Genomic DNA, 24384 nt, shown 5'->3' with positions numbered 1-24384 from the left:
ACTCCTAGCTTTTAAGGGCAATGGTCATCGCTTCAAGTCTCCCGCGCACTGAAGCATCGAAGATTTCATCACCGATTTCAACCTTCACTCCGCCGATTATCTCGGGATCTACACTCACTTGAGCTTCAACCTTGCGATTGAATTTTTTTTCTAAATCAGCCACCAAATTATCTAATTGACCGCTTTCTAGTTTAAAAGCCGTAATGATCTTCGCTTCAAGGATCCCTTCGTTTTGTGCTTTAAGTTGCTCGAATAAATCCCTAACTTGAGGCAACACAAATACTCGCTTGTTCTCAACCATCAGCTTGATGAAATTACGGGCTTCCGGCGTAAATTTTTTTCCGCCAATTTCAAGGATTAGTTCACTTAATTGCGTTGCTGGGACTATCGGATTACCAATCAGCATCTTAATTTGTGTATCCTCAGCGATTTCAGCAGCAATTTGCAAAATTTTAGACCACTGCGACAATCCCTTATTTTCTAAGGCTAGCCTAAATACAGCCTCTGCATAAGGTCTGGCAACTGTAATTGCTTCAGCCATTATTTTAGATCATCCCGTATCGTATCAAGTAATTCAGCATGAGCACTCGCATTTATCTCGCGACGCAAAATTTTTGCTGCGCCAGCAAGCGCAATATCCGCAACTTGTTGCCTTAAGACCTCTTTTGCACTGAACATTTCGTGTTCGATTTCAGCTTTTGCTCCAGCAACAATACGATCGCCTTCCTCTTTTGCAACTTTTTTTGCTTCCTCAATAATTTCTGAAGCACGCTTCTCAGCTTGCACTATTATTTCCGATGCCCTTTGTTTCGCATCTTTCAAAACATCGGCTGATCGTTGGTTCGCCAATTCTAATTCATGACGACCACGTTCACCTGCTGCCAGCCCATCAGCAATTGTTTTTTGCCTTTCTTCAATCGCCCGCAACAGCGGCGGCCATACAAATTTAACAGTGAACCAAATAAAAACCGAGAAGGCTATCGCCTGAGAAATTAAAGTAAAATTAATATTCATGACAAGCCTATAAATTCAGATTGAAATGACAACTCTTTACTGAATCACTGCTAACAATGGATTACCAAATGCAAACAGCATCGCTAAACCAACAGCAATAATGAAAGACGCGTCAGTTAACCCCAGCAACAAAAATACCTTGCCTTGCAAGGTCGGAATCATTTCTGGCTGACGTGCTGCACCTTCAAGAAAACGGCTGCACATTACACCCACACCGATACAGGCTCCCGCCGCACCGAGCCCGATCATCAAACCAATACCAATTCCAGTATATGCTTGAATCATTGCTAAAAACTGCAAATTCTCCATTTTAATTTCCTTCTAAAAGATTAATAAAATACAACAAATAAAACTTTGGATTTTAATGGGATTCGTGTGCCATTGAAATATAAACTACCGTCAGCATCATAAAAATAAAAGCTTGCAAGGTCACAATCAAAATGTGAAATATCGCCCATCCCGCACCGAGAATCGCTCCAAAAATAGTTCCCGAGATTCCGGTCGCAGCCCACATTCCCAACAATAAAAATATAATCTCGCCCGCGTAGATATTTCCAAATAATCGCAACGAGTGCGAAAGCGGCTTGGATACATATTCAATAAAGTTGAACAGTAAATTTAATATCCATAATAATGGATTCTTTCCGAATGGCGTACAGAAAAGCTCATGCATCCAGCCACCAAATCCCTTAACTTTTACATTAAAGAACAGCATTAAAATCCAAACGGAAAGAGCCAGAGCAAAAGTTGTATTGACATCAGTCGTGGGCACGATCTTCCAATTGTGCAAACCAAAAACATTTTCAGTAATCCATGCCATGATATCAATCGGCAAAATATCCATGGCATTCATCATTAATACCCAGATGAATATAGTTAAAGCCATCGGCGCAACCAGCGCATGCCTATTACCATGAAAAGTATTCTTCACTTCATTATCGATAAACTCTACAGCCAATTCTACAAATGCTTGAGTTTTAGAAGGAACTCCTGCGGTCGCTTTACGAACAACCAACCAGATGAAACCCAAGCTTATAATGCCCAGAATAACCGAAGTTACCAAGGTATCGACATGAAGCACCCAGAACGAGCCTTCGCTTACTTGGGTTGTTAAATAGGTTAGGTGATGATCAATATATGATGTTGGAGTAAGTTCTGTTTCGGATGCCATGTACTGCCTACTTCGCTATGATGAATTTATCTTATTTTGACTTTGCTTCGTCAGCTATTAAAAGCGCTAGACTATAAATCAGAACCGTTAGTATAAATGTTCCAATAAATACAAACGCATTAACACTTTCGTAATATTTAAACACAATCCACAACAAGCCGACCGTCAATACTATTTTGACGGCTTCAGCTCTCAGCGCAGTTCTAAGTGCTGCACCTGCCGTATAACCACTGTGTTGAGAAACAATAATTGCATAAACCGCTGTAGTAGCCACGCTTATCATCCCTCCGAGCAATGCTGAAACCCCGCCGTGCCTATCTACTAACAACCAAAATCCGCACACTGCTATTAGCGTAACCAGGAATTGTATGCGAAGAACAATTTTGAGCGGCCTACTCTTTATCCAAGACATGTTTTCCACCTGCCTTTGGAATAGACAGCATAACTACACTTAAAAAAACCGCAACTATAGTCTAATAACGCTACACAGTCAACGTAGAATTCCTTTAAAACCCTTTTCTACCGAATAGAAACTAGGATTCGAGTCTTTCAAAAATAGCCGCAATCCCTTGGCCGCCGCCGATACACATCGTAACCAATGCATATTGCCCGCCAATCCGGTTCAGCTCATAAATGGCTTTGATGGTAAGGATTGAGCCAGTCGCGCCTATTGGATGACCTAATGCTACAGCACCACCGTTTGGATTGGTTTTATCAGGATCAAAATGTAATTCTTTTGCTACAGCACATGCTTGCACCGCAAATGCTTCGTTGGATTCAATAACATCCATATCGGTAATTTTAAGACTTGCCCGCTGAAGCGAATTTTGCACAGCGGGCACCGGCCCCATGCCCATGAACTTCGGATCCACACCGGCATGGCCATAGGAAACAAGACGCGCCATCGGTTTTAATTTTCGCTTCAATGCCGCGCCCCGTTCCATTAATACCAAAGCAGCAGCACAATCATTAATACCTGAAGCATTGCCCGCGGTAACCGTTCCATCCCGTTTGAACACGGGTCTCAATTGAGCAAGTTCCTTAATGTCCATATTCTCTCGAGGATGCTCATCCGTATCAAAAACAATTGTTCCCTTACGATTGGAAATTTCAACCGGCAGAATTTGTTCTTTGAAATAACCGTTTTTGATTGCGTGTAACGCACGTTTGTGGCTTTCAACCGCATAAACATCCTGTTCGTGCCGGCTGATCTCCCATTTCGATGCGATATTCTCTGCGGTAATGCCCATGTGCGCACGATCAAAAGGATCAGTTAGTGCGCCCACCATCATATCCACCGCATTGCCATCATTCATGCGCTGGCCCCAGCGCAACGACGGCAACAAATAACCGCCACGACTCATGGATTCAGCGCCGCCAGCCACAGCCACATCGGTATCATTCATCAGGATAGTTTGCGCCGCTGAAATAATCGCCTGTAACCCGCTACCGCATAGCCGATTCACGCTCAGCGCTGATACATGCTGCGGCAGCTTGCCTTGAATAGCCGCGACGCGGGCCAGATACATATCACGCGCTTCGGTATGAATAACATTACCGAACACCAGATGCCCGATCTCTGCTGCATCTACCTGTGCACGCCGGACAGCTTCGTCAACCACTTTAGCCGCCAAGTCAGCGGGCGCGATATCTTTCAATGAACCGCCATAATCACCGATTGCCGTTCGCACACCACTTAATATGACAACTTCTCGCATAGCATTAAGGCTTTAACTTCTCGTTACAATTTCAGCATCACTGCAATCTCAGTCGACATCACAAATCCCCCTGCAATTGCTGCAGCGCGTTTGTCACTGACCGGAACTCATTCTGCAATCGCAACAGCAAATTAACGATGTTATCGCTTTGCAAATGATCGCCGGATTCTTCCAACAACCGGCAAATCTCGGAAAGTTTCTCAGCGCCCACATTGGCCGCGCTCGATCGCAGTGAATGAACTCCTCGTACAAGCTCAGCACGATCACCCGCTTGAATGGCTGTTTCGATGTTCTTGACAAAATCGGGGGTAGACGCTAAAAAAATATTGACTAATCTCTTCAGAAACCCCGTGTTACCATTCGGATCCAGTTGCCGTAACGCATTCAATCTATCCAAATTGATTACAGCAGTCACCGGCATCCGACCGTCAGGATCAAAGCTCATACCGAAATGGCGCTATCCGTTGCATGATCGGCGGATAGCAGTACTATCCGCCAAATTTGTTCAGCAGTTGATTATTTTTTCACAAAATCAACCAGTTTCTGGTAAGTAAACAGGAAATCCTGCGCTTGCAATGGCGTATGGCATTGAACACAATTCAGTTCGTTGCTTTTCACGCTGCCATCCGGATTGTAAAGTGCAAAACCCCAATCGCCCGTCCGGTTTTCTTTTGGAAAAGATGCGTCCCAATCACTTCTGTTTTCCATTACAGCCACTGCTGCCAAAGAATCGATTTCAAAAAGACCATCGCTACCGGGAATCGGCTTACCTTCTGCATCTTTTTTCGGCGTATAAATTTCCATTACCACAACTGCACCCGACCCGCCATGTTTTCCTTGCTTATAGCTGGAAATGGTGGCTTCATTGGCATACAGCTTCGCCAGTTGCGTCTGATTTGCACGGTTCATCGTGGCATACAGGGTGAAATTTTTATCGTAATCTTTAGGAAATTTAACGTGTTCAGGATCGCCACCTGCCTGAACCAGCAATGGTGTAAAAGCCAATAAAGAAGCCACTGTTCTAAATATATTTTTCATGTCTTTTCTCCTAAATAATATTAAAGGTTACGAGGTAAAACAGATTTTCGATCGGTATCATACCGCATAAAGCGATAAAAATTGTTGGCTCGATAAAACTTGTCTATGCTGCCAGATCCAGCACCAATTTTGCCGATAAATAAAGAACCAAAGCAGCAAGCGCCAGGTGCACCGCAAAACTGACCGGTTTATCTCTAACCGATCCAAGAAAGGTTTGATTTTCCCCATTGCGTTTCGCACGTTCGTATGCTTCGCGCATTCGTGTGCTGCGATCCTGCTGATACGCATCCACGAGCGCGCGGGCTTTCTCGTACTGACTGTCATCCGCCAACCATATCGCTGCGATTGACACGCCCCAATTCCCCGCCGATGTCTCATAAAAATCAATCGCATTTTCGATCAGCAACTCGCGCACATCGTGTGCTTCGTCGTCAGGAACACCGTTTAACCGGAATAAAATTTTTGCCATGAATCCTCGTCGGTTGTGTTATTTTCTAAAAAAGCAGAGCCGCAATAGCGGCGAAGGTTGGCTTAGCGACGGGAAGCGACTTTAAGCAGCCAGCAACCTTCTTGCTAAAAATTATACAGTTAACTGATTACTTCAATGACAAAAACCATACTGATCACGGGCTGTTCCAGCGGCATTGGCCATTGCGTTGCAAAAGGACTGCGAGAACGAGGCTATCGGGTATTTGCCACGGCAAGGAAACGCGATAGTGTCGAATCATTGCTTGCCGAAGGCTTCGAGAGTTTCCGCCTGGATTTAAACGATTCCAATTCGATTCATTTTGCCTTTGAAGAAACGTTGCGGCGCACCGGCGGGGAACTCTACGCGTTGTTCAACAATGGCGCATTCGGCTTACCTGGCGCAGTTGAAGACTTGCATCGCGACGCATTGCGCGCGCAATTTGAAACCAATGTTTTCGGTTGGCAAGAATTAACCAATCTAGCGGTGCCCGTAATGCGCAAACAAGGCTACGGGCGAATCATCCAGAACAGCTCGGTGCTGGGTTTTGTCGCATTGCCTTTCCGCGGCGCGTACAACGCCTCCAAATACGCTATTGAAGGACTAAGCGATACGTTACGGCTGGAACTGCGCGGCAGCAATGTGCATGTCAGCCTGATCGAACCCGGTCCGATTGCCAGCAAATTCCGCGCCAATGCGGTTGAAGCGCTGGCAAAGTATATCGACATCGAGAATAGCTTCCACCGCGAAAAATACCAGGGAGTGCTAGCCCGGTTGAACAAACCCGGACCCGCCGTGCCGTTCACCTTACCGCCCGAAGCGGTGCTGAAACGCGTCATCCATGCGCTGGAAGCGGAAAATCCAAAGCCGCGCTACTACGTCACGGTACCAACCTATCTGTTTGGCTTTCTCAAGCGTATTCTTAGCACGCGCGCATTAGATGTGCTGCTCGCCAAATCCGGCAACAGCAACTAAGGATTTGTTGCAGACGCCGCACAGCTCTGCAGCATTTTCCATGCAATCTGACCGAAAAATGTATCGCCACGCAGCGAAGCTTGCACACTGCGGTCATCGGTTTGCTGCAGCAGCAACGCGAATGCGTAAGGCGCTTGGTCGTTTTTGCTACGTTGATCGGCCGATTGCACTTCCACTTCCGGGCTGCCATAAATCAGCACCGCATCGGGATTGGAAGGCGCATAGGTAGCAATAGCGCCGCGCAAGTAGCGGGTATCGTATGCATGAATTTCCGAAGCATGAATATCGGGGAATTGCCGGTTTCTGAATTGCAGCGGGCGCAAAAATGAACGCCCGTCGGATTGCAATTTAACAACGACGCATTGTGCCAGCACAGCGTGTTCTCCGGAAAATTTTTCCTCAAAACGCTGCGTGTTTTGTTGCGTATCCGGAAAATTGGCGCAGGCTGTCAGCAGCCCTACAACCGATAAGATGCTTAATATTTTCATGGTCAATAGCTGTTACGCCAACCCCTCAATGACATCGATGCCAATGAAACGCTGATTAATGGCCTGCGCAAGCGGTTAATCAGTTTTTCCCCAGCCACCAAAGTATACATACGGTTTCATCGGCTCAGCCGATTCCTGAAAACGCTTGTTTTCCTCAAGATTCTGTTCGCGATCCCACCAGCGGCTACGCGCTTCTATCCGCTTCTCCTGGATCTTCGGGTTTTTATCCAAAAATTCACGCATGAATTTGGTGTGATCCGATTCGTAACTGTAATCCATGATGATCTCCTGCTTAGAAACTATAAAAATGCGAACTTTAACATAGCTCGGTATTTCGATACAGCCTTGTCAACACCGAGGGAAGCGCTTAGTCATTCACCTTAGTGATAAAATACCGGCATGACGACACCCAAAAATCACAGTTGCTCACGATTGCCATGCTGGTGCTAGGCATTGAAACCTCGTGCGATGAAACCGGTATTGCGCTCTACGACACTGAACACGGCCTGCTCAGCCATACGCTGTATTCGCAAATCGCCATGCACCGCGAATACGGCGGTGTGGTGCCGGAACTGGCTTCGCGCGATCATATCCGCCGCGTGCTGCCGCTGATTACGCAAGCACTCGCCAAGGCCAATTGCGAATTACGCCAAGTCGATGCGATCGCCTACACCCAAGGCCCGGGATTAGCCGGTGCGTTGCTGGTCGGCGCCAGTATCGGCGCTGCAATGAGTTTTGCGTTGAATATTCCAGCGATCGGCATCCACCACCTCGAAGGTCACTTACTGTCGCCGCTGCTCTCGAAACCGGCGCCGGTTTTTCCGTTCATCGCCTTGCTCGTGTCCGGCGGGCATACCCAGTTGATGCAAGTCGATGCCGTCGGACATTACCGTTTGCTCGGCGAAACCGTCGACGACGCCGCCGGTGAAGCCTTCGACAAAACCGCGAAATTGCTGGGATTGGGCTATCCGGGCGGCGCGGCGTTATCGAAACTCGCCCGGCAAGGCCGGCCCGGGCAATTCAAACTGCCACGCCCGATGCTCAACAGCGGCGATCTGAATTTCAGTTTCAGCGGCCTCAAAACTGCGGTGCTGACCTTACTCAACAAGCAGGAGCTCACCGACCCAATCCGCGCCGATATCGCGCTGGCGTTTCAAGAAGCGGTTGTCGAAGTATTAACCGGAAAATCGCTGGCCGCATTGGCGCAAAGCGGACTGAAACAATTAGTGGTGGCTGGCGGCGTCGGCGCCAACGAACAGCTGCGCCACACGCTGACCCGCAAAGCGGCAGCCAAAGGCGCCACGGTGTTTTACCCGGAACTGGAATTCTGCACCGACAACGGCGCCATGATCGCGTTTGCCGGTGCCATGCGGCTGCAAGCGATGCCGGAATCCGCCCGGCAACCGGCGCGCAGTTTCAATGTGCATGCGCGCTGGAATTTGGAAATGCTGCGAACGCCCGAGAGCGATTGAGACTACTCAGGGGATTTTTTCTCGCCGATACGCCCTTCCTTGCCCGCCAGCAAATTGACGATATTCGACCGGTGACGCCAGATCAGCAACAACGACATCGCCGAAACCGCCAGCGTACCGGCGGCTTCAAAACCGAGCAGACCGATGCTGTACAGCGGTGCTAATGCCGCCGCAACCAACGCCGACAGCGACGAAATGCGCCAAACGAATGCCACCAGCAGCCAAGTCGCCATCGCCAGCAATCCGAGCCACAGATTCAAGCCGAGCAATACACCGACCGCGGTCGCCACGCCTTTGCCACCTTGAAAACGCAAAAACACTGGAAATACATGTCCGAGAAATACCGCCAACACCGCCACGGCGACCGCTTCATCGCCCAATCCCCATTGCGACGCGTAAGTTTGCGCCAGAAACACCGCCAGCCAGCCTTTACCGGCGTCGCCGAGCAAAGTCAGCACCGCCGCGGCCTTCTTGCCGCTGCGCAGCACGTTGGTCGCGCCGGGATTTTTCGAGCCGTAAGTGCGCGGATCGGGCAATTGAAAAATCCAGCTTGAAATCATCGCGAACGGCACGGAGCCGAGCACATAAGCCAGTACGGCAAATAGCAATAATGTCATGTCATCAGTACCACAGGGAAAAAATAGATTAGAATCCGCTATCGCTCACGCAATGACGCCCATTTTACCGCTGAATCACCGATGGATATTATTTTTCTGCATGACTTCAAAGCCAAAACGCTGATCGGCGTCTACCCGTGGGAACGCATCGTCCCGCAAACCATCCGCATCGACCTGGAAATAGCACTACCGACCAGCCGCGCGTGCCAGACCGACAACATCGACGACGCACTCGATTATGCATTGATCGTCGGCCGCATCAACGACATTCTGACGAACCAACATTTTTCGCTGCTGGAAGCACTGGCCGAGCATATCGCGCAAACCATTTTGACCGAGTTTCATTCGCCGTGGGTCAAAGTCAGCGTCGCCAAGCTCGGCATCCTCCGCGGCGTCAAACGGCTCGGCGTGCGCATCGAACGTAGCAGCATAAACAAACAATAGCGTTTTTCACGCTGACATCTTCAGATCGATTGGAATCGATGCAATACTTACCGGCGCAAAATGTCGAGGCGTCATGATGAACAATTAATTCGTGTAACAGTCTGAGGAACAAGGTTGGCGCGCTGTTAGCGTTGTCAGATCAGCACAATAACCGGGAAACTCAGCTATTTCGCAACTGGAAAATTTACAACCATTTGCCTGATAGTTGATAATAGCTTTCAAACGTCCATGATACGGAGGCATACCATGCGCACCATCCCAACCATTCTCATTGCCGCATTTGCAATTTCGATGGTCAATATTGCAGTGGCAGGGCAAGATGTCAGCGAGATACAGCGGCAATTCAACGCCGAAACCGTCAATAAACGCTTCAGCGTGCCGACCGATGCGGCTTTGAACTCGGCACTGAAGGAAGCCACGCAACGCGGCATGCCATCGGCAAGAACGCAACGGTTCACACCGGGGTGCGTCGGTTTGGGTTGCGGCGGGCTTGGTTATGGTAATTTCGGTTACGGCAGTTACTTCGGTGGTTACGCGCGGCCCTATTATGGCGGTCTGTATGGCGTCTCCAGCTATGTGCCGTACTATTACGGCTGGTAACCCGGATTCGCTCTCATCACGCGGCTTAAAGTCATTTACAATAGCGTCCGATTGTAGTGGCCGCTATTAAGTAAGCGTTTTTTCTTTTCAAACTAACAAACGGGAGATGCGATGGGATACGTAAGCAACAAGACAACTTGGGCAGTGGCAGCGATGCTGGTTTTTTCCTTGATCTTGAGCGGCTGCGCGGCGGTTCATACGTCGATTGCCAAAAAAGACCTGGATGTCCAAACTAAAATGAGCGATACGATTTTTCTCGATCCCGTCGAGCCGGATCAGCGAACGATTTATATCAATGTTCGCAACACCTCCGATAAAACCAACTTCGACATCACTGCGACTGTGGCTCGTGCACTCGAAGCAAGAGGTTATCGCATCCTCAACAATCCGAAAGAAGCGCATTATTGGTTGCAAGTCAATGTGTTGAGCGTCGATAAAGCCAGTCCGACCGCTGCTGAGGCTGCATTGCGCGCCGGTTATGGCGGCATGGGCAGCGCCGCGCTAGGCGCTGCAGTAGGTACCGCGACCGGTGCTGCGATTGACGGTTGGAGCGGCGCCGGTATCGGCGGCTTGGCCGGTGCCGCGGCGTTCGGTTTGGCGAGCACGCTTGCCGACGCAGCAGTGAAGGATGTGACTTTTATGGCAATTACCGATGTGGAAATCGCCGAACGGGTCGAAGATGGCGTAATTGTGCGTGAAGACCGGCAGCAAGATGCAAAACAAGGCATTGGTGGCGCCAGACGGCAATCCTCGACCAAAGTCAGTGAAATGAATAAATACCGCACTCGCGTGGTTAGCACTGCCAATAAAGCTAATTTGCAGTACGAAGAAGCAGCGCCTGAGCTGACAAATGGCTTGGCGCGCTCGATTTCCGGATTGTTCTAAACCATGCGGCATGCCGGTTGCTTAGGGAAACGCTGATTAATTCGGCGAACGAGATGAAGCACGAGGCGCACGGCACACAGCAACCGAGACATATCAATAAGATAGGCGAGGGAGCGAGTACCGCGCAACGAAGTGATTCGCTCGTATAGTCAATTAATCAGCATTTCCCTAGCAACCGGCAAAAATCTTCCAAATGCCTTTCCATTAATCAGGAGATAACGATGCAACGACCATTCATTCCGGCAGCGATGGTATTAATTTTATCTTGTAGCATGACTGTTGCGCACGCCCAGAAAAACCAGCCTGCTGACAGTCGCGAAGCCGTTAACCGTATGGCGAAAGAACTGAAGCTCAGTGAAGAACAACGCAATCAGGTTGAAACCATTTTCAACACCGAACGGAAAAAGGTGGAAGCGGTGTTTAATGAAGAAAGAAACAAGCTGCAGCAAATCCAGGAACAAACCCGCATCAGCCTGCAGGCGATACTGACGCCGGAGCAAATGGATAAGCTCGAAAACAAGATGCGTCAGCAAAATAATAAGAGCAATACTCAAAAAAAATAAACGCCACGCACTTATTGCCGCATTGATTTATACACAAAATTTTTCCGCTGAGAAAGATAATGGATTTTTTATTAACATTCTCAGCGGATCATGGAAGATTACTCACAAACCAGTTGCTTTTCCCTCCAGAAATCGCAGCGTATTCTCTATAGTATCTATACGCTGCGGGCCGAAACCAAATACATCCCCTAACACAAATACTTCCCCATTCTTAATGCCGATATAAGTTTTGGTCGCGGGATAATAGCGATAGACAAATCCTTCCAATAGTTGATCATCCACATTGGCAGGAGAGAAATATTCCGGGAATAGCTGTTCGGCCAAATTGAATATTTTTTGTTCTTTGCTGTCGTCAGTGATTAGGAAAATGCCCATACTTTTATCATCCAGCAAACCTCTAAATACAATCTGGCCGTTATCACTTATCCGGGTATACCTATTCCTGGGCAAATTTGAATCCAATGAACTACGAGAAAGATCCAACCAACGGATTGTATCAAGCGTGTTCTCCGTACCATTCTGAAATATTTTCATTCCTTCCTTGGCGATCAGTCTCGGACGGTTTTCGCCTTCACCACGCCAAATACCGTTAACTCTGCTTCTATCTACAGAGTGTTGAGCGCTTCCTACAAACACATACTGTTTCTTCTCATTAACTGCTTGCTCTTGGAATGAAAGAAACTGCCAATCGGCACTAAAGCCAAATGCAGCATCAAAAGAAGTCGCAATCACACCAAGTTGCGTTTCTCCAAGCGCTTCAAAGTTGGTATATGGCTGCAATTCCCTTGGTTTTCCTGCCAATAGCATACGACTCGTTCTACGAGGAAATGCATGAATAACTGCAAAATCATCATTGGTAAAATTTCGCAGTATACTGTCTTTGGATAATGCAAAAATCTCTCCAAAAAGTATTGATTCAACTGTATTTGAGCGGGTAGTAAAATCTTCCCCATTCAGCACGAACAATCTTGGCTCACTTGCTCCATCTGCCACCCATGCACTGGGACTTGCTCTCTTTATATCATAGCTAGGGTCTGTCGTTAATTCTGCATAAAAAATAACCGAACCCTGATCATTAATCATAGGCGATACACTACGATTATTGATACTGGTACGAACAAAGCGTGTACCAGGCATATCGGGTACCGGATCACCCTCACTGATCAGAAGCTGACTGCTACCGTTGCTCCATTTATTGATCCGGCCAGATTAAGTTTGAAGTTTCAAGCGGCATATTTGACCCTCGGATCTTGAAAGAAGCTTTTGACCCGTTCGGGTGATTGTTCAAGTTTAACCATGTGTTCGGTGGCAGCGAGTTTGAGTTTGGCCTTGGTGCGCACCGGCACTTTCGTCCCGATGGCATGCTTGAGGTCGGCATTGAGGCGTTCCTCCGGATTCAGTTCCGGGCTATAGCTGGGCAGGTAGAACAGCTCGATTTTGTCTTGTCGTTCAGCGACCCATGCCTTGACCTGTTTGCTGTGATGAACCCGCAGATTGTCGAGAATCAAGAATACCTTCTTCCCGGCATCCTTGATCAGCGCTTCGAGGAATTCGATCAGCCTGTCGGCGTTGAAGGCCTCGTCGATGATCATCCAGCGTGTTTTGCCCTGATTCGTCACTGCGGCAATCATCGATAGCTTCTGTCGCGCACCACCAGTCGCGTAGGTGACTGGCGTCTTGCCTGCCGGAGCATAGCAACGACCGCGCACATCGGTATTGACCAAGGCAGTTTCATCGCCCCAGTGAATCTCGCCGCCTTCCGCCTTGGCGCGCTTCTCAATTTCCGGGTATTGCTCGTTGAGCCAGGCTTGTACGGCTTCAGGCCGCTGCTCATAGGCCTTCTTGATCGGCTTCTGGGGAGTGAAACCCCAACGTGACAGATAGTTGCCTACGCCGCGCACCGACAGCTTGATGCTGTACTCCCGCTCTATCAGTTGCATGACCGCCGCCCGATTCCACAGCGCAAATTCCATCTTCAGTTGCTCCGGACGCTTGTCACAAATGATCTTGCGGATGGCTTGTTCCTGTTCCTCTGTCAGTGCCCGCCCTTGACCAGCACGCTTGCCTCGCATCCCTGGCTTCAGGGCGGAAAATCCGCCTTCTTCATACCGATCTATCGCAAACCGAACTGTCGGATACGAAAGCCCACTGAGCTCAACAATTTGCATCACGCCGTAGCCCTTGCGATGCAACCGCACCACTTGCTTGCGCCGTTCATGCAGTTGCTCCAGCGTCGAATATCTTGCGTCGTCTTTTTCCATTTCAACAAGATGGGGGGCGATTCATAAATTTCAAGTATTATTGTGCCGAGTCAATAAAAACTCCCGCAGATGGAGTGCATGGTTTATTATCTTCTTTTATCAGTTTTGCCGAAAAAGCAACTGCACCAGTCTGATTGATACTGACAAAACTTGGATATGCGAAATAACAATCGGCTATCGGCGAAGTAATAAGCTTCATACCTTGCTCACTCCAATGCCAGATACCCATACGCCCACTTAATATAAGCTCAGAAATTGAACCTACAATCACCATTCCAGCATCGGTAAATGCAAAATCCAAAATATCGCTAACCGTAAATCCTTCTGGAAATCCTGGCGCTTGATCGCCTGTTTTCATGACACCATAAGTTATCCCGTCAACATGTGCTAACAATCCTTTTGTATTGGGTGCACCACCTTCCAACGAGGCCAAAATACCCACTGCCCCCGATTGTGTTAGCACAGGCTGAGTTTGATTAAATGATGGCCCCAAATACAATTCTCTTGGAAAACCAACTGGAATATCGTTCTCCTTGATGATTGCCTTCAATTGCCCTGGCAATCCGGCCCACACAGCACGGGTATTAGTTCTTCTACTGTCTACTGTTGATCCAATAAATGCAATATGGCCTGACGAACCGATAACCGGTTCAAAAAAACCAGAATAACTGACATCAGAAGGATAGTCCGCTGCTGCCTGGTTAGTTCTGGCAATCACTTGAACCTCAGCCAATAACTGCGCAGAAAAGAATAACAAAACAAAAAATAATATTGTTAACGATAATCGCATTAAATTCATTACGTCTCCTTGAATTTAAAATTATGAATGTTCTCGATAAAATGAAAGCGCCATACCCGCATTTAACGAAACGAGCATGGCGCGCTTATTAGCTGCTTCTGGAAATTATGAGCCCGCTAGATTTTCCAGGAATTGAAGGGTGTTGTCGACGGTATCGATGCGCTGCGGGCCGGAGCCGAATGCATCGCCGAGAACGAATACTTCCCCATTCTTGATGCCGATATAAGTTTTAGTGGCTGGATAGTAACGGTAGACAAATCCTTCCAGGAGTTGATTATCAACATTCGATGGAGAAAAATGCCCGGGAAATAACTGTTCCGCCAGACCGAAGATTCTTTGTTCCTTGCTGTCATCCGTAATCAACAGAATGGCTAAATTGGCGCTGTTGTTTAAAGAAGCACGGAACACAATCTCACCATCATCGCTAAACCACGATGACTGCCCTCCCGCTGTCGATAAGGTCACAGCCTCGGTAGGAAAAAAATCGATATCTTTAAGTACGTATTCAACGTTGTTTATAGGCCATTTCATTCCGTCCTTGGCAATCAATCTGGGCCGATCCGTACCGGTTCCACGCCACAAGGCAAAAACACTGCGATTTTCTAGCGCATTACTAGAAAAACCCGCAAACACATATTGCCCGGCATTGTTGATGGCTCGGTTTGAAAAAACACTGTAATACCAGCTCGAATCGAAACCGGGTGGTTGATCATTTTTAGACGCAATCGTAGTCAGTTGGGAGGCGCCCGTTCCTTTCGGATCATCGTACGGTTGTATTTCTCTTGGCTTTCCGGCCAACAATACATCTAAACCGTTTGCAATAGCGGGAAGCATCGAATAACCATAATTAGCATGATTGAAATCGAGAATAGGCATAGGAAAAATAGACGAGAAGATTATATGATCCGGTTTTTCTTTCAATCCTTCCCCACTCAAGATCAGTAATCTAGGTTCATTCAGACCGCTTTTAACCCATACACTATTATTTGTAGATCTAGGAGTGGTCATTTGAATCAATTTTGCGTTAAAAATGATTTCGTCCTGGTCATTAATTTTTGGTGGAGACTCGGTCAAACTTACCCCAAATACTGCGTCCGGCATGCCGGGCACCGGATCACCATCCGCAACAATTAATTCTGTTTTTCCATTACTCCACTTAAAGATACCTCCGGAAGAACAGCTTTTTTTATCCCCTGCCGTGAGGAAAGCATTGAAAACTACACTACCAGTCTGATTATTGACTCGGCACAATAATACTTGAAATTTATGAATCGCCCCCCATCTTGTTGAAATGGAAAAAGACGACGCAAGATATTCGACGCTGGAGCAACTGCATGAACGGCGCAAGCAAGTGGTGCGGTTGCATCGCAAGGGCTACGGCGTGATGCAAATTGTTGAGCTCAGTGGGCTTTCGTATCCGACAGTTCGGTTTGCGATAGATCGGTATGAAGAAGGCGGATTTTCCGCCCTGAAGCCAGGGATGCGAGGCAAGCGTGCTGGTCAAGGGCGGGCACTGACAGAGGAACAGGAACAAGCCATCCGCAAGATCATTTGTGACAAGCGTCCGGAGCAACTGAAGATGGAATTTGCGCTGTGGAATCGGGCGGCGGTCATGCAACTGATAGAGCGGGAGTACAGCATCAAGCTGTCGGTGCGCGGCGTAGGCAACTATCTGTCACGTTGGGGTTTCACTCCCCAGAAGCCGATCAAGAAGGCCTATGAGCAGCGGCCTGAAGCCGTACAAGCCTGGCTCAACGAGCAATACCCGGAAATTGAGAAGCGCGCCAAGGCGGAAGGCGGCGAGATTCACTGGGGCGATGAAACTGCCTTGGTCAATACCGATGTGCGCGGTCGTTGCTATGCTCCGGCAGGCAAGACGCCAGTCACCTACGCGACTGGTGGTGCGCGACAGAAGCTATCGATGATTGCCGCAGTGACGAATCAGGGCAAAACACGCTGGATGATCATCGACGAGGCCTTCAACGCCGACAGGCTGATCGAATTCCTCGAAGCGCTGATCAAGGATGCCGGGAAGAAGGTATTCTTGATTCTCGACAATCTGCGGGTTCATCACAGCAAACAGGTCAAGGCATGGGTCGCTGAACGACAAGACAAAATCGAGCTGTTCTACCTGCCCAGCTATAGCCCGGAACTGAATCCGGAGGAACGCCTCAATGCCGACCTCAAGCATGCCATCGGGACGAAAGTGCCGGTGCGCACCAAGGCCAAACTCAAACTCGCTGCCACCGAACACATGGTTAAACTTGAACAATCACCCGAACGGGTCAAAAGCTTCTTTCAAGATCCGAGGGTCAAATATGCCGCTTGAAACTTCAAACTTAATCTGGCCGGATCAATAATACTTAGTAAGTCAGGAGCAAAAGAAGCAACAGAAGAATAACTACACTCGCCTATCGTTGCGGAGATACGTTCAATTTTTTCAAAATCCCAGAGCCATAACGCACCCCCGCCAGTAGTCATGCCGCCCAATACAAGTCCTGCGTCTGAAATGGCAAGCGGGGTAACTTCACCAACGACTGTTCCTGGCGGAAAACCAGGTGCTTGATCGGTTGCCTTTAAAATTCCTTGCGTAACACCGTTGCGGTAAACCAATGCGGTATTGCGGGTAATCGCTCCCTTCAATGTTGCTAAAAAGGCAACCGCTCCTGAGCGACTTATTAAAAATGTTCTAGGCGGCACCACATCGCTAAAAAACACGTTCCCGGGAAACCCCGCAATCGTGTCATTTTCCTTGATAATCGCCTCCAGCTCCCCCGGCAATCCTGCCCAAACCGCCTTTGTATAAGTTCTTCCATCAAAAGCTAACCCTGCAAAAGCGACATGACCGGATGGTCCAATGACCGGCTCTTTCAAATCCTTATAACTATAATGCGATGGAAAACCCGCTGCAGTTTGATCAACTTTAGCAACCAGCTTAATGTCAGCATCAACTGGTGCAACAAGTAAGAAACTCGCCAATCCCATTATTTTTATAAAACTTCTTAACTTCATAAGCTCCCTCAGATTTAGTGATAACAAATAAAATTCATTCTAAAAAATACTTACGCATAATAACTCGCTGGATCGATCTTTCCCACCGCCGCAAACCCTGCTTTGCGAATCCGGCAGGAATCGCACACACCGCAAGCGCGCCCCGCTTCATCCGCCTGATAGCACGAAACGGTCAGACTGAAATCGACACCCAATCGCAATCCCGTTTGAATGATGTCTTTTTTCGATAAATGCATCAGCGGCGCATGAATCGTCAGTTTCTTGCCTTCAACGCTCGCCTTGGTCGCCAGATTCGCCATCTGCTCGAACGCTGCAATGTACTCCGGGCGGCAATCGGGATAGCCGGAATAATCGACCGCGTTCACGCCCACAAAAATATCCTGGCATTGCAGCGTTTCCGCCCAAGCCAGCGCCAGCGACAGCATGATCGTGTTCCTGGCCGGCACATAAGTCACTGGAATTTCGGTTTTCTCTCCGGCTATGGGAATTTCAATTGCTTGATCGGTCAGCGCCGATCCGCCAAAAGCGGAGAGATCCAGTTTAATAATTTTGTGCGCAACCGCACCCATAGATTGTGCGACTTTTTTTGCAGCCTCCAGCTCTGAGCGATGCCGTTGGCCGTAATCGACACTCAATGCGTAACACTGAAAACCATGATCGCGCGCAATCGCCAGCGAGGTTGCGGAATCCAAGCCTCCGGATAACAATACCACTGCTTGCTTCATCGCCCCGGCCCTTCGCCCCAGAGCAATTTATGCAGTTGCAACTGCATCCGCACCGGCAGTTGATCGCGCAAAATCCACTCGGCCAACGTTGCCGGATTCAGATGGCCATGCACCGGCGACAATAGCACCGGGCATCGTTGCGCTAATTGCTTGTCTTGAATCACATCGCCAGCCCAGCGGTAATCGGCTTCGTCGCATAGCACAAACTTGACCTCATCTTGCGGCGTCAAATATTCAAGGTTGTTCCAGTTATTTTTGGACACTTCTCCCGAGCCGGGTGTTTTGATATCCATGATCTTCGATACTCGCGCGTCTACTTGGGATAAATCCAGCGCGCCGCTGGTTTCAAGCGATACCGAGTAATGCGTATCGCACAATGCTGTCAACAGCAGCAGACAAGCTTTCTGCGCCAACGGCTCGCCGCCGGTCACGGTCACATACCGGGTTTGATAGTGCGCTACTTGTTCCAGAATCTCCGCGATCGATAGGGTTTTGCCACCGGTAAAAGCATACGCGGTATCACAATACCCGCAGCGCAATGGACAACCGGTCAGGCGTACAAATACCGTCGGCAGCCCCACCCGGCTGGTTTCGCCTTGTAACGAAAAGAAAATCTCAGTGATGCGCAAGGTTGTCGTCTCTAGCGCTTGCATGATGTTGAGCTATTAACCAAAGGAAAAAGAAAAAGCGGACTGTACTACGTTGTGACGGCTACAGCAATTGACTGCTGCGGCTGATTACGTGCGGCGTTACTTGAGATTGGCCAGGCGTTGTTTGGCTTTCTTGCCGGCTTCGCTATTAGGGTATTTTGCCAGGATCTTTTCCAGGGTTTGCCGGCTTGCCTTGCTATCGCCCATTTGATTTTGGCTGGTGGCGATATTCAGCAAGGCATCCGGCACCTTGTTGCTCCCCGGATACTGCGCAATCAGTTTCTGCTGCGCGGCAATCGCTAGCTGATAATCGCGCAACGCGTAATGCGCGTTGCCGATCCAGTACGCAGCAGCCGGCGCTAAATTTGATTGCGGGTAACTCTGCAGAAAGTTTTCGAATTGCGCGATGGCATCCACATATTCACCACCATTGAATCGATCAAGAGCAGCCTGATAGACGCTGTTCTCCGCAGGACCGCTAGGCAGCAATTCTTTCGCCGAGGCACTGGTTGCACCGGCAGCCGCTGATGACTCGATTTCCTCATGTGTCGGTTCAGCAGCAGCGGCATTTGCTGTCGATGCCGCTGCTTGCTCCTGCGCCGATGGTGCAATTGCAGCATGGCTTTCGCCCTGAATTCCCGGCTGATCCGTTAACGATGAGCGCGGTTTCCCCGATGGTTGCTCAATCTGGCGCAACCGATTGTCCAAATCGATATAAAAATCGCGTTGGCGTTTCTGCAGCAAGGCATTGTCGTTACTGAGCATTTCGATCTGGCCGTTGAGCTTGCCCAATTCCTGATTGAGCGTTTCAACTTGCGCGTAAAGTTCAAGCAAAGCTTGGCTGTTTAGTGCCTGCTCCATCTTGGCTATACGCGCTTCCATCTCACTGACCTGTTTACGTAGCGCATTGATCTGCTCGCGCGCTTCGTTGTCGCCGAACAGCGATGCATAAGCGGCATGGCTGCTCAACAACATTACAAGAAGGAAAGCGCGTATCAGCATTATTCACCCCGATACAGAATATCGGTGCGGCGGTTCTGACTCCATGCCGATTCGCCATGACCGAGCGCACGCGGTTTTTCTTCTCCAAGGCTGACGGCTTCGATTTGGGAATCCCGCGCACCCGCTAATGTCATCATGTTTCTGACGCTGTCGGCACGGCGTTGACCGAGTGCCAGATTGTATTCGCGGCTGCCACGGTCGTCGGTATTACCCTGCAGAATGACGCTGGCATCGGGATTGTCGCGCAGGAATCTGGCGTGCGACAGCACCAGTTCGCGGTATTCACTTTTGACGGTATAGCTGTCATAGTCATAGTAAACACTGCGTTGATACAAAATGCTGTTGGGATCATTCAGTTGGCTGAAATAGCCGGGTCTACCGGATCCCGATCCCATCAAATCGCTACCGCCCATCCCGTCACCATACCCGGAACCCGCGTTTAATTCTTCATCCGGCTGCGTTGTTTGGCTGGCACATCCTGCTAACAGCACAATCAGTGTAATTCCCAATATTTTTTTCATTTAATTCTCCTATTGATTAATAAAACATTACTTCCACTTCGGTAGAGGACCCCAAGCCGGTTCGCGGATATCGCCCGTTTGGACAGTGAGATGCTGCCTGGTTTGTCCGTCTCTGGAAACCGCCGATAATATACCATGCCCGTTTATCTCGGTCGCATACAGAATCATCTTGCCGTTCGGCGCAAAGCTTGGCGATTCATCAAACCGGGAGTTGGTCAATATCTGAACTTGACGGGAACCAATCTCCTGAACCGCTACATTAAATTGATTGTTATGCCGGTGAATAAACGTAAAGCTTTTGCCATCCTGGCTATAGTCCGGACTGACATTGTAACTGCCTTCAAACGTCATCCGTTCGGCATTGCCGGACTCCGAACTCCCCACCGCCATGCGATAAACTTGCGGACTGCCGCCGCGATCGGATGTGAATAAAATGTACCGTCCATCCGGCGAGAAATTCGGCTCGGTATCGATTCCGGAACTTCTGCTCAACCGCTGCAGACCGCTGCCGTCCACATTGACCAGAAAGATTTGCGAACCGCCTTGATTAGTCAGCACCACAGCCAGCTTTTTGCCATCCGGCGACCACGCCGGTGCGCTGTTACTGCCTTTAAAGCTGGCGACCGCTCTGCGTTCCCGTGTCGCCAGTTTCTGCACATAGACGACCGGCTTTTTGTTTTCAAACGAGACATACGCCAACTGGCTACCATCCGGCGACCAGGCCGGAGAAATGATGGGTTCCGTGTATTCAATGATCGATTGCGCGTTATAACCATCCGAATCGGCAACCTGCAATGCGTACCGCTCACCGCGCTTCAACACATACGCAATGCGGGTGCTGAATACCCCGACATCACCGGTTAGCGCTTCATAAATGACATCCGCGATACGATGCGCCGCCGCGCGCAATTGCGTGGTCGGCACGGTAAGCGCCAGGCCGGTCAGTTGAGACTTCTTGGCAACATCCATCACACGGAACTGAATTTCCACTTGACCGGCAGACAGTTGCGTTACCCGCCCGATAACCAGCGCGTTGGCGCCACGATCGGCCCAATCGGAATACACCACTTCGACCGGCGCATGAGGCGACGATCCGGCTGGATCGATCAACCGGAACAGGCCGGTGCGCTGCAAGTCGGCGCTAATCACCGGCGTAAGGTTTTGCGGCAGCGCATTTTCATCGGCGAAAGGCACAATCGCGACCGGAATCCGTGAAGCCCCGCCACCGAAAATTTCGATGTTCAGTTGCGCGAAAGACGGCAGTGAAAATAACCAGAAAAAAACGATCCAGATGACGCGATGTGATTGGGAGCAAAGATTTGACATAGTGATTAACTAATTAATAATGCAAAAATTACCAATGGATTATAACAATCATTCACGATAATGCACCGTAATATTCAGATTGCGGAATTCATTAAATAACGCCGGGTCGGGCGGGATCGGCAGCGGTTTGGACAGATGAATGGCACGCTCCACCGCGCTGTCGAAAACTGCATGTCCGCTGCTCTTGCTAAGCCGCACGTCCAAAATATCTCCCCCCGGCAGTAAAGTCACGTTGAACTCAACGACAGGATTGCCCGGCAAGTCGGGCGGCATGACGATTCTGCTCTTGATCTTGGCAAGAATCATGGCCTTATATTTTGAGATCTCATTCGTCACCTGATTTCTGGCGGCAGCTTGCTGCGCGGCGCGTTGCGCTTCGGCTTCCCGCTGCGCTTTGGCTGCCTGCTCACGTTGACGTTGCGCAGCCTGTTCTCTTTCTTTCTGGAGTTGCAACTCTTTTTGCCGCGCGGCTTCCTTTTGCTTCTCGAGTTCCCGCTGTTTCTCTATTTCCTTTTGTTTCTCCAGCTCTTTTTGTCGCGCCAGTTCTTTTTGTTTTTCCAGTTCTTTCTGCTTATCTAACTCTTTCTTTTTCTCGAGTTCTTTCTGTTTCTCGATTTCTTTTAAGCGCTCCTGCTCTTTGAGCTTTTCTTGCTCTTTTTTCTTCTGTTCTTCCGGGTCCGGCTTTTCCTTCATCGCAATATCCGGTTTTTTCACCGGTGGCGTCGCGGCAGCTTTCTGCGGCGCAGGCTTGGGCGGCTCCGCTTTAGCCGGCTCCGGTTTCGGCGGTTCCGGTTTAGGGGGCTCAGGCTTAGGAGGTTCCGGCTTTGGTGGTTCTGGCTTTGGTGGTTCTGGTTTCGGTGGCGTTGGCTGCGGCTCCGGTTGTTTGGGCGGTGGTTGTGTTTTCACCGGTTCTGGTACCGGTTTAGGCAATTCCGTCCAAATCTCGACCATCATGCCTTCAGGCGGATGGTCTTTCCAATGCAACCCAAAAACCAACAATGCGACAAACAATAAATGAACCAGCCCTGCCAGCACACCTGCCGTTAGCGATTTGGGTTCTGCATGAGGGGTATTCCTTTGCACACTCACATTCATTACAAATTCATTATTTTTGTTGTGCCAGTAATCCCACTTTCGACACCTGATTTTGTTGCAGAATATCCATCACTTTAATGACTTCTTCGTAGCGTACGTTTTTATCTGCAGCAATTACAACCGGCTGATCGGCATTTTGCGCTTGTTTTTGTTTAATCGCGTTGATCAACTGCACCCGGTCGACTGGCTGTTCAGTAGCGGATACGGCCCGGTCACGTAACGTGAGACTGCCATCCGCCTTGATGATGACTTCCAGCGGCGCTGCCGGTGTCGCTAGCGATTTCCCGATCTGCGGCAACTCAATTTGGCCATGATTGATCATGGGCGCAGTCACCATGAAAATAATCAATAACACCAGCATCACGTCAATGTACGGAACTACATTGATTTCATTCATCAATCTATGCTTGGCTCGACGTGTCATAATCCACTCTCAATCCGGTTATTCGGCGGCACGCCGTTGCAATACATTGGATAGCTCTTCCATGAAACTTTCAAACCGGGTCGCCAATTGGTCAGTGCTGCTGGCATAACGATTATAGGCAACCACCGCCGGGATCGCGGCAAACAGCCCCATGGCAGTGGCGATCAAAGCTTCGGCAATACCGGGAGCGACATGCGCGATCGTTGCTTGCGTCACGCTCGACAAGCTGCGGAATGAATTCATGATTCCCCATACGGTGCCTAACAAACCAATGTAGGGGCTTACGGATCCCACCGTGGCGAGAAACGATAAATGCGATTCCAGATAATCCATCTCACGCTGGTAGGTCGCACGCATGGCTCTGCGCGTGCTTTCCATGACCGCATCCAGATCGGAACCGCTCGGGTGCTTGGTAAACTCTGCGAAACCGGCTGCGAAAATGCGCTCTAAACAACCTGACTGATAGCGCGAACTGGTGATGCGTTGATGAAACGCGTTCAGATCGACACCTCGCCAGAAAATATCTTCAAAATCATCGGTCTTCTTTATTTCACTGCGGATGACGAATAATTTTCTGAAAATATACCACCATGAAAAAAACGAAATCATTACTAAAATCAGCATCACCAGTTGTACCAACAGACTGGCGCTAGTGATCAGATGCAGAAATGACATATCTTGCGTAACGGTTGTACTCATGCGGAATTCCTAATTTTTTCACGTAATGGCGCAGGAATGCTCACGGGCTTGAGCGTTTCCGCGCCGACACATACCACATGTATTGTGGCACTCACTAACTTGACATGATTGCAAATTATTTCTTGTAATAACGTAATACGACTTCTACCTATTTCATTCGCCGTCACTGTCACATTCAACAAATCATCCAGCACCGCCGGCTTAAAATACACAACGTCAATCGACCGCACCATGAATAATGCCTTGTGTACCGCAGTCAACGAATTAACATTAAACCCAAGCGCCCGCAGCCATTCATACCGCGCGCGTTCCATGAAATTCAGATAGCAGGTATGGTAAACAACCCCACCCGCATCGGTATCTTGGTAATAAACCCGCACCGGAAATGAAAAATCAATTTTAGCGGCCGCTTTATCCAT

At 49.1% G+C, this 24384-nt stretch carries 33 protein-coding genes; 7 read left to right on the top strand and 26 right to left on the bottom strand.

Going from position 1 to position 24384, the window contains the following annotated elements; all coding sequences use genetic code 11:
• Nucleotides 1-4 precede the first annotated feature (4 nt).
• The 9 genes from ACV7NC_RS10745 to ACV7NC_RS10705 all read right to left on the bottom strand — a co-directional run bounded on the left by ACV7NC_RS10745 (nt 5) and on the right by ACV7NC_RS10705 (nt 5410).
• Nucleotides 5-541, bottom strand: coding sequence for a F0F1 ATP synthase subunit delta (locus tag ACV7NC_RS10745; protein ID WP_458152572.1), 537 nt, complete (start codon nt 539-541; stop codon nt 5-7).
• Nucleotides 541-1014, bottom strand: a complete 474-nt coding sequence (locus tag ACV7NC_RS10740) for a F0F1 ATP synthase subunit B (protein ID WP_458152571.1) — start codon at nt 1012-1014, stop codon at nt 541-543. Before ACV7NC_RS10740 ends, ACV7NC_RS10745 begins: the two co-directional genes overlap by 1 nt.
• A 36-nt stretch (nt 1015-1050) precedes the next feature.
• Nucleotides 1051-1323 carry a F0F1 ATP synthase subunit C gene (atpE, locus tag ACV7NC_RS10735; protein WP_046848906.1) on the bottom strand — a complete coding sequence of 91 codons (273 nt, stop codon included), beginning with the start codon at nt 1321-1323 and terminating at the stop codon, nt 1051-1053.
• A 52-nt stretch (nt 1324-1375) separates the two neighbouring features.
• A complete protein-coding gene (gene atpB / locus ACV7NC_RS10730) occupies nt 1376-2185 on the bottom strand; it encodes a F0F1 ATP synthase subunit A (RefSeq protein ID WP_458152570.1) in 810 nt (269 codons plus the stop codon).
• A 31-nt stretch (nt 2186-2216) separates the two neighbouring features.
• Nucleotides 2217-2597, bottom strand: coding sequence for an ATP synthase subunit I (locus ACV7NC_RS10725; RefSeq protein WP_458152569.1), 381 nt, complete (start codon nt 2595-2597; stop codon nt 2217-2219).
• Nucleotides 2598-2718: 121 nt separating this feature from the next.
• Nucleotides 2719-3903, bottom strand: a complete 1185-nt coding sequence (locus ACV7NC_RS10720; protein ID WP_458152568.1) for an acetyl-CoA C-acyltransferase family protein — start codon at nt 3901-3903, stop codon at nt 2719-2721.
• Nucleotides 3904-3961: 58 nt separating this feature from the next.
• A complete protein-coding gene (locus tag ACV7NC_RS10715; protein WP_458152567.1) occupies nt 3962-4348 on the bottom strand; it encodes an Hpt domain-containing protein in 387 nt (128 codons plus the stop codon).
• A 71-nt stretch (nt 4349-4419) separates the two neighbouring features.
• On the bottom strand, nt 4420-4941 hold the full coding sequence (locus ACV7NC_RS10710; RefSeq protein WP_458152566.1) for a cytochrome P460 family protein: 522 nt from the start codon (nt 4939-4941) through the stop codon (nt 4420-4422).
• A 103-nt stretch (nt 4942-5044) separates the two neighbouring features.
• On the bottom strand, nt 5045-5410 hold the full coding sequence (locus tag ACV7NC_RS10705) for a DUF6164 family protein (RefSeq protein WP_458152565.1): 366 nt from the start codon (nt 5408-5410) through the stop codon (nt 5045-5047).
• A gap of 135 nt (nt 5411-5545) precedes the next feature.
• Between ACV7NC_RS10705 and ACV7NC_RS10700 the strand changes: the two genes are divergently transcribed.
• Nucleotides 5546-6382: an SDR family oxidoreductase gene (locus ACV7NC_RS10700; RefSeq protein ID WP_458152563.1), complete on the top strand. Its 837-nt coding sequence runs from the start codon at nt 5546-5548 to the stop codon at nt 6380-6382.
• Here ACV7NC_RS10700 and ACV7NC_RS10695 read toward each other — a convergent pair.
• A complete protein-coding gene (locus tag ACV7NC_RS10695; RefSeq protein WP_458152562.1) occupies nt 6379-6870 on the bottom strand; it encodes a hypothetical protein in 492 nt (163 codons plus the stop codon). The two genes, ACV7NC_RS10700 and ACV7NC_RS10695, sit on opposite strands and share 4 nt — an antisense overlap.
• Before the next feature lie 75 nt (nt 6871-6945).
• The gene (locus tag ACV7NC_RS10690) at nt 6946-7149 is read right to left on the bottom strand and encodes a DUF3460 family protein (RefSeq protein ID WP_458152561.1); all 204 of its coding nucleotides are present in this window, start codon (nt 7147-7149) and stop codon (nt 6946-6948) included.
• Nucleotides 7150-7307: 158 nt separating this feature from the next.
• Between ACV7NC_RS10690 and tsaD the strand changes: the two genes are divergently transcribed.
• Nucleotides 7308-8342 carry a tRNA (adenosine(37)-N6)-threonylcarbamoyltransferase complex transferase subunit TsaD gene (gene tsaD, locus ACV7NC_RS10685; RefSeq protein WP_458154912.1) on the top strand — a complete coding sequence of 345 codons (1035 nt, stop codon included), beginning with the start codon at nt 7308-7310 and terminating at the stop codon, nt 8340-8342.
• Nucleotides 8343-8344: 2 nt separating this feature from the next.
• Here tsaD and plsY read toward each other — a convergent pair whose 3' ends face one another.
• Nucleotides 8345-8959, bottom strand: a complete 615-nt coding sequence (plsY, locus tag ACV7NC_RS10680) for a glycerol-3-phosphate 1-O-acyltransferase PlsY (RefSeq protein ID WP_458152559.1) — start codon at nt 8957-8959, stop codon at nt 8345-8347.
• Nucleotides 8960-9040: 81 nt separating this feature from the next.
• Here plsY and ACV7NC_RS10675 point away from each other — a divergent pair, with 81 nt between their 5' ends.
• From ACV7NC_RS10675 to ACV7NC_RS10660, 4 genes are all read left to right on the top strand, one after another.
• Nucleotides 9041-9403 carry a dihydroneopterin aldolase gene (locus ACV7NC_RS10675; protein WP_458152558.1) on the top strand — a complete coding sequence of 121 codons (363 nt, stop codon included), beginning with the start codon at nt 9041-9043 and terminating at the stop codon, nt 9401-9403.
• 246 nt (nt 9404-9649) lie between these two features.
• Complete coding sequence (locus ACV7NC_RS10670; protein ID WP_458152556.1) at nt 9650-10003, top strand: hypothetical protein; 354 nt, start codon at nt 9650-9652, stop codon at nt 10001-10003.
• Between the two features lie 111 nt (nt 10004-10114).
• The gene (locus ACV7NC_RS10665; protein ID WP_458152555.1) at nt 10115-10888 is read left to right on the top strand and encodes a complement resistance protein TraT; all 774 of its coding nucleotides are present in this window, start codon (nt 10115-10117) and stop codon (nt 10886-10888) included.
• Nucleotides 10889-11109: 221 nt separating this feature from the next.
• Nucleotides 11110-11451, top strand: coding sequence for a hypothetical protein (locus ACV7NC_RS10660; protein ID WP_458152554.1), 342 nt, complete (start codon nt 11110-11112; stop codon nt 11449-11451).
• A 102-nt stretch (nt 11452-11553) separates the two neighbouring features.
• Here ACV7NC_RS10660 and ACV7NC_RS10655 read toward each other — a convergent pair whose 3' ends face one another.
• The 4 genes from ACV7NC_RS10655 to ACV7NC_RS10640 form a co-directional block, all read right to left on the bottom strand.
• Nucleotides 11554-12588, bottom strand: a complete 1035-nt coding sequence (locus ACV7NC_RS10655) for a DUF7453 family protein (RefSeq protein ID WP_458152553.1) — start codon at nt 12586-12588, stop codon at nt 11554-11556.
• A gap of 86 nt (nt 12589-12674) precedes the next feature.
• On the bottom strand, nt 12675-13712 hold the full coding sequence (locus ACV7NC_RS10650; protein ID WP_458151853.1) for an IS630 family transposase: 1038 nt from the start codon (nt 13710-13712) through the stop codon (nt 12675-12677).
• A gap of 37 nt (nt 13713-13749) precedes the next feature.
• Nucleotides 13750-14511 carry a DUF7453 family protein gene (locus tag ACV7NC_RS10645; RefSeq protein ID WP_458152552.1) on the bottom strand — a complete coding sequence of 254 codons (762 nt, stop codon included), beginning with the start codon at nt 14509-14511 and terminating at the stop codon, nt 13750-13752.
• A gap of 105 nt (nt 14512-14616) precedes the next feature.
• The gene (locus ACV7NC_RS10640) at nt 14617-15762 is read right to left on the bottom strand and encodes a DUF7453 family protein (RefSeq protein WP_458152551.1); all 1146 of its coding nucleotides are present in this window, start codon (nt 15760-15762) and stop codon (nt 14617-14619) included.
• A 40-nt stretch (nt 15763-15802) separates the two neighbouring features.
• Here ACV7NC_RS10640 and ACV7NC_RS10635 point away from each other — a divergent pair, with 40 nt between their 5' ends.
• Nucleotides 15803-16840, top strand: a complete 1038-nt coding sequence (locus ACV7NC_RS10635; RefSeq protein WP_458151853.1) for an IS630 family transposase — start codon at nt 15803-15805, stop codon at nt 16838-16840.
• Here the strand turns inward: ACV7NC_RS10635 and ACV7NC_RS10630 are convergent.
• The 10 genes from ACV7NC_RS10630 to ybgC form a co-directional block, all read right to left on the bottom strand.
• Nucleotides 16810-17523 (bottom strand): DUF7453 family protein, encoded by a 714-nt coding sequence (locus ACV7NC_RS10630; RefSeq protein WP_458152550.1) that lies wholly within the window; start codon nt 17521-17523, stop codon nt 16810-16812. The genes ACV7NC_RS10635 and ACV7NC_RS10630 overlap by 31 nt on opposite strands.
• Nucleotides 17524-17573: 50 nt before the next feature.
• Complete coding sequence (gene queC, locus ACV7NC_RS10625) at nt 17574-18248, bottom strand: 7-cyano-7-deazaguanine synthase QueC (protein ID WP_458152549.1); 675 nt, start codon at nt 18246-18248, stop codon at nt 17574-17576.
• The gene (gene queE, locus ACV7NC_RS10620) at nt 18245-18901 is read right to left on the bottom strand and encodes a 7-carboxy-7-deazaguanine synthase QueE (RefSeq protein ID WP_458152548.1); all 657 of its coding nucleotides are present in this window, start codon (nt 18899-18901) and stop codon (nt 18245-18247) included. The genes queC and queE overlap by 4 nt, the downstream gene beginning before the upstream one ends.
• A gap of 96 nt (nt 18902-18997) precedes the next feature.
• Nucleotides 18998-19900 carry a tol-pal system protein YbgF gene (gene ybgF, locus ACV7NC_RS10615; protein ID WP_458152547.1) on the bottom strand — a complete coding sequence of 301 codons (903 nt, stop codon included), beginning with the start codon at nt 19898-19900 and terminating at the stop codon, nt 18998-19000.
• Nucleotides 19900-20421, bottom strand: a complete 522-nt coding sequence (gene pal / locus ACV7NC_RS10610; RefSeq protein WP_458152546.1) for a peptidoglycan-associated lipoprotein Pal — start codon at nt 20419-20421, stop codon at nt 19900-19902. The genes ybgF and pal overlap by 1 nt, the downstream gene beginning before the upstream one ends.
• 27 nt (nt 20422-20448) lie before the next feature.
• Nucleotides 20449-21747 carry a Tol-Pal system beta propeller repeat protein TolB gene (gene tolB, locus ACV7NC_RS10605; RefSeq protein WP_458152545.1) on the bottom strand — a complete coding sequence of 433 codons (1299 nt, stop codon included), beginning with the start codon at nt 21745-21747 and terminating at the stop codon, nt 20449-20451.
• 48 nt (nt 21748-21795) lie between these two features.
• Nucleotides 21796-22842, bottom strand: a complete 1047-nt coding sequence (gene tolA, locus ACV7NC_RS10600) for a cell envelope integrity protein TolA (protein WP_458152544.1) — start codon at nt 22840-22842, stop codon at nt 21796-21798.
• A gap of 10 nt (nt 22843-22852) precedes the next feature.
• Nucleotides 22853-23266: a protein TolR gene (gene tolR, locus ACV7NC_RS10595; protein WP_307932815.1), complete on the bottom strand. Its 414-nt coding sequence runs from the start codon at nt 23264-23266 to the stop codon at nt 22853-22855.
• 18 nt (nt 23267-23284) lie between these two features.
• The gene (tolQ, locus tag ACV7NC_RS10590; protein ID WP_458152543.1) at nt 23285-23965 is read right to left on the bottom strand and encodes a protein TolQ; all 681 of its coding nucleotides are present in this window, start codon (nt 23963-23965) and stop codon (nt 23285-23287) included.
• On the bottom strand, nt 23962-24384 hold the full coding sequence (gene ybgC, locus ACV7NC_RS10585) for a tol-pal system-associated acyl-CoA thioesterase (RefSeq protein ID WP_458152542.1): 423 nt from the start codon (nt 24382-24384) through the stop codon (nt 23962-23964). Before ybgC ends, tolQ begins: the two co-directional genes overlap by 4 nt.

It is taken from the genome of Nitrosomonas limosa (genome assembly GCF_054188085.1).
This window is presented reverse-complemented; position numbering and strand designations above follow the sequence as displayed.

What these genes read in the sequence shown, in the direction of transcription:
- tolR (WP_307932815.1), bottom strand. Translation starts at nt 23,266, where the DNA reads ATGACACGTCGAGCCAAGCATAGATTGATGAATGAAATCAATGTAGTT.
- tolA (WP_458152544.1), bottom strand. Translation starts at nt 22,842, where the DNA reads ATGAATGTGAGTGTGCAAAGGAATACCCCTCATGCAGAACCCAAATCG.
- ACV7NC_RS10740 (WP_458152571.1), bottom strand. Translation starts at nt 1,014, where the DNA reads ATGAATATTAATTTTACTTTAATTTCTCAGGCGATAGCCTTCTCGGTT.
- ACV7NC_RS10650 (WP_458151853.1), bottom strand. Translation starts at nt 13,712, where the DNA reads ATGGAAAAAGACGACGCAAGATATTCGACGCTGGAGCAACTGCATGAA.
- ACV7NC_RS10670 (WP_458152556.1), top strand. Translation starts at nt 9,650, where the DNA reads ATGCGCACCATCCCAACCATTCTCATTGCCGCATTTGCAATTTCGATG.
- ybgF (WP_458152547.1), bottom strand. Translation starts at nt 19,900, where the DNA reads ATGCTGATACGCGCTTTCCTTCTTGTAATGTTGTTGAGCAGCCATGCC.
- ACV7NC_RS10710 (WP_458152566.1), bottom strand. Translation starts at nt 4,941, where the DNA reads ATGAAAAATATATTTAGAACAGTGGCTTCTTTATTGGCTTTTACACCA.
- plsY (WP_458152559.1), bottom strand. Translation starts at nt 8,959, where the DNA reads ATGACATTATTGCTATTTGCCGTACTGGCTTATGTGCTCGGCTCCGTG.
- ACV7NC_RS10695 (WP_458152562.1), bottom strand. Translation starts at nt 6,870, where the DNA reads ATGAAAATATTAAGCATCTTATCGGTTGTAGGGCTGCTGACAGCCTGC.
- atpE (WP_046848906.1), bottom strand. Translation starts at nt 1,323, where the DNA reads ATGGAGAATTTGCAGTTTTTAGCAATGATTCAAGCATATACTGGAATT.
- ACV7NC_RS10635 (WP_458151853.1), top strand. Translation starts at nt 15,803, where the DNA reads ATGGAAAAAGACGACGCAAGATATTCGACGCTGGAGCAACTGCATGAA.
- atpB (WP_458152570.1), bottom strand. Translation starts at nt 2,185, where the DNA reads ATGGCATCCGAAACAGAACTTACTCCAACATCATATATTGATCATCAC.
- ACV7NC_RS10665 (WP_458152555.1), top strand. Translation starts at nt 10,115, where the DNA reads ATGGGATACGTAAGCAACAAGACAACTTGGGCAGTGGCAGCGATGCTG.
- ACV7NC_RS10645 (WP_458152552.1), bottom strand. Translation starts at nt 14,511, where the DNA reads ATGAATTTAATGCGATTATCGTTAACAATATTATTTTTTGTTTTGTTA.
- ybgC (WP_458152542.1), bottom strand. Translation starts at nt 24,384, where the DNA reads ATGGATAAAGCGGCCGCTAAAATTGATTTTTCATTTCCGGTGCGGGTT.
- queC (WP_458152549.1), bottom strand. Translation starts at nt 18,248, where the DNA reads ATGAAGCAAGCAGTGGTATTGTTATCCGGAGGCTTGGATTCCGCAACC.
- ACV7NC_RS10720 (WP_458152568.1), bottom strand. Translation starts at nt 3,903, where the DNA reads ATGCGAGAAGTTGTCATATTAAGTGGTGTGCGAACGGCAATCGGTGAT.
- tolB (WP_458152545.1), bottom strand. Translation starts at nt 21,747, where the DNA reads ATGTCAAATCTTTGCTCCCAATCACATCGCGTCATCTGGATCGTTTTT.
- ACV7NC_RS10655 (WP_458152553.1), bottom strand. Translation starts at nt 12,588, where the DNA reads ATGCCTGGTACACGCTTTGTTCGTACCAGTATCAATAATCGTAGTGTA.
- ACV7NC_RS10675 (WP_458152558.1), top strand. Translation starts at nt 9,041, where the DNA reads ATGGATATTATTTTTCTGCATGACTTCAAAGCCAAAACGCTGATCGGC.
- ACV7NC_RS10700 (WP_458152563.1), top strand. Translation starts at nt 5,546, where the DNA reads ATGACAAAAACCATACTGATCACGGGCTGTTCCAGCGGCATTGGCCAT.
- tolQ (WP_458152543.1), bottom strand. Translation starts at nt 23,965, where the DNA reads ATGAGTACAACCGTTACGCAAGATATGTCATTTCTGCATCTGATCACT.
- ACV7NC_RS10745 (WP_458152572.1), bottom strand. Translation starts at nt 541, where the DNA reads ATGGCTGAAGCAATTACAGTTGCCAGACCTTATGCAGAGGCTGTATTT.
- queE (WP_458152548.1), bottom strand. Translation starts at nt 18,901, where the DNA reads ATGCAAGCGCTAGAGACGACAACCTTGCGCATCACTGAGATTTTCTTT.
- tsaD (WP_458154912.1), top strand. Translation starts at nt 7,308, where the DNA reads ATGCTGGTGCTAGGCATTGAAACCTCGTGCGATGAAACCGGTATTGCG.
- ACV7NC_RS10660 (WP_458152554.1), top strand. Translation starts at nt 11,110, where the DNA reads ATGCAACGACCATTCATTCCGGCAGCGATGGTATTAATTTTATCTTGT.
- ACV7NC_RS10690 (WP_458152561.1), bottom strand. Translation starts at nt 7,149, where the DNA reads ATGGATTACAGTTACGAATCGGATCACACCAAATTCATGCGTGAATTT.
- ACV7NC_RS10630 (WP_458152550.1), bottom strand. Translation starts at nt 17,523, where the DNA reads ATGAAGTTAAGAAGTTTTATAAAAATAATGGGATTGGCGAGTTTCTTA.
- ACV7NC_RS10705 (WP_458152565.1), bottom strand. Translation starts at nt 5,410, where the DNA reads ATGGCAAAAATTTTATTCCGGTTAAACGGTGTTCCTGACGACGAAGCA.
- ACV7NC_RS10725 (WP_458152569.1), bottom strand. Translation starts at nt 2,597, where the DNA reads ATGTCTTGGATAAAGAGTAGGCCGCTCAAAATTGTTCTTCGCATACAA.
- pal (WP_458152546.1), bottom strand. Translation starts at nt 20,421, where the DNA reads ATGAAAAAAATATTGGGAATTACACTGATTGTGCTGTTAGCAGGATGT.
- ACV7NC_RS10715 (WP_458152567.1), bottom strand. Translation starts at nt 4,348, where the DNA reads ATGAGCTTTGATCCTGACGGTCGGATGCCGGTGACTGCTGTAATCAAT.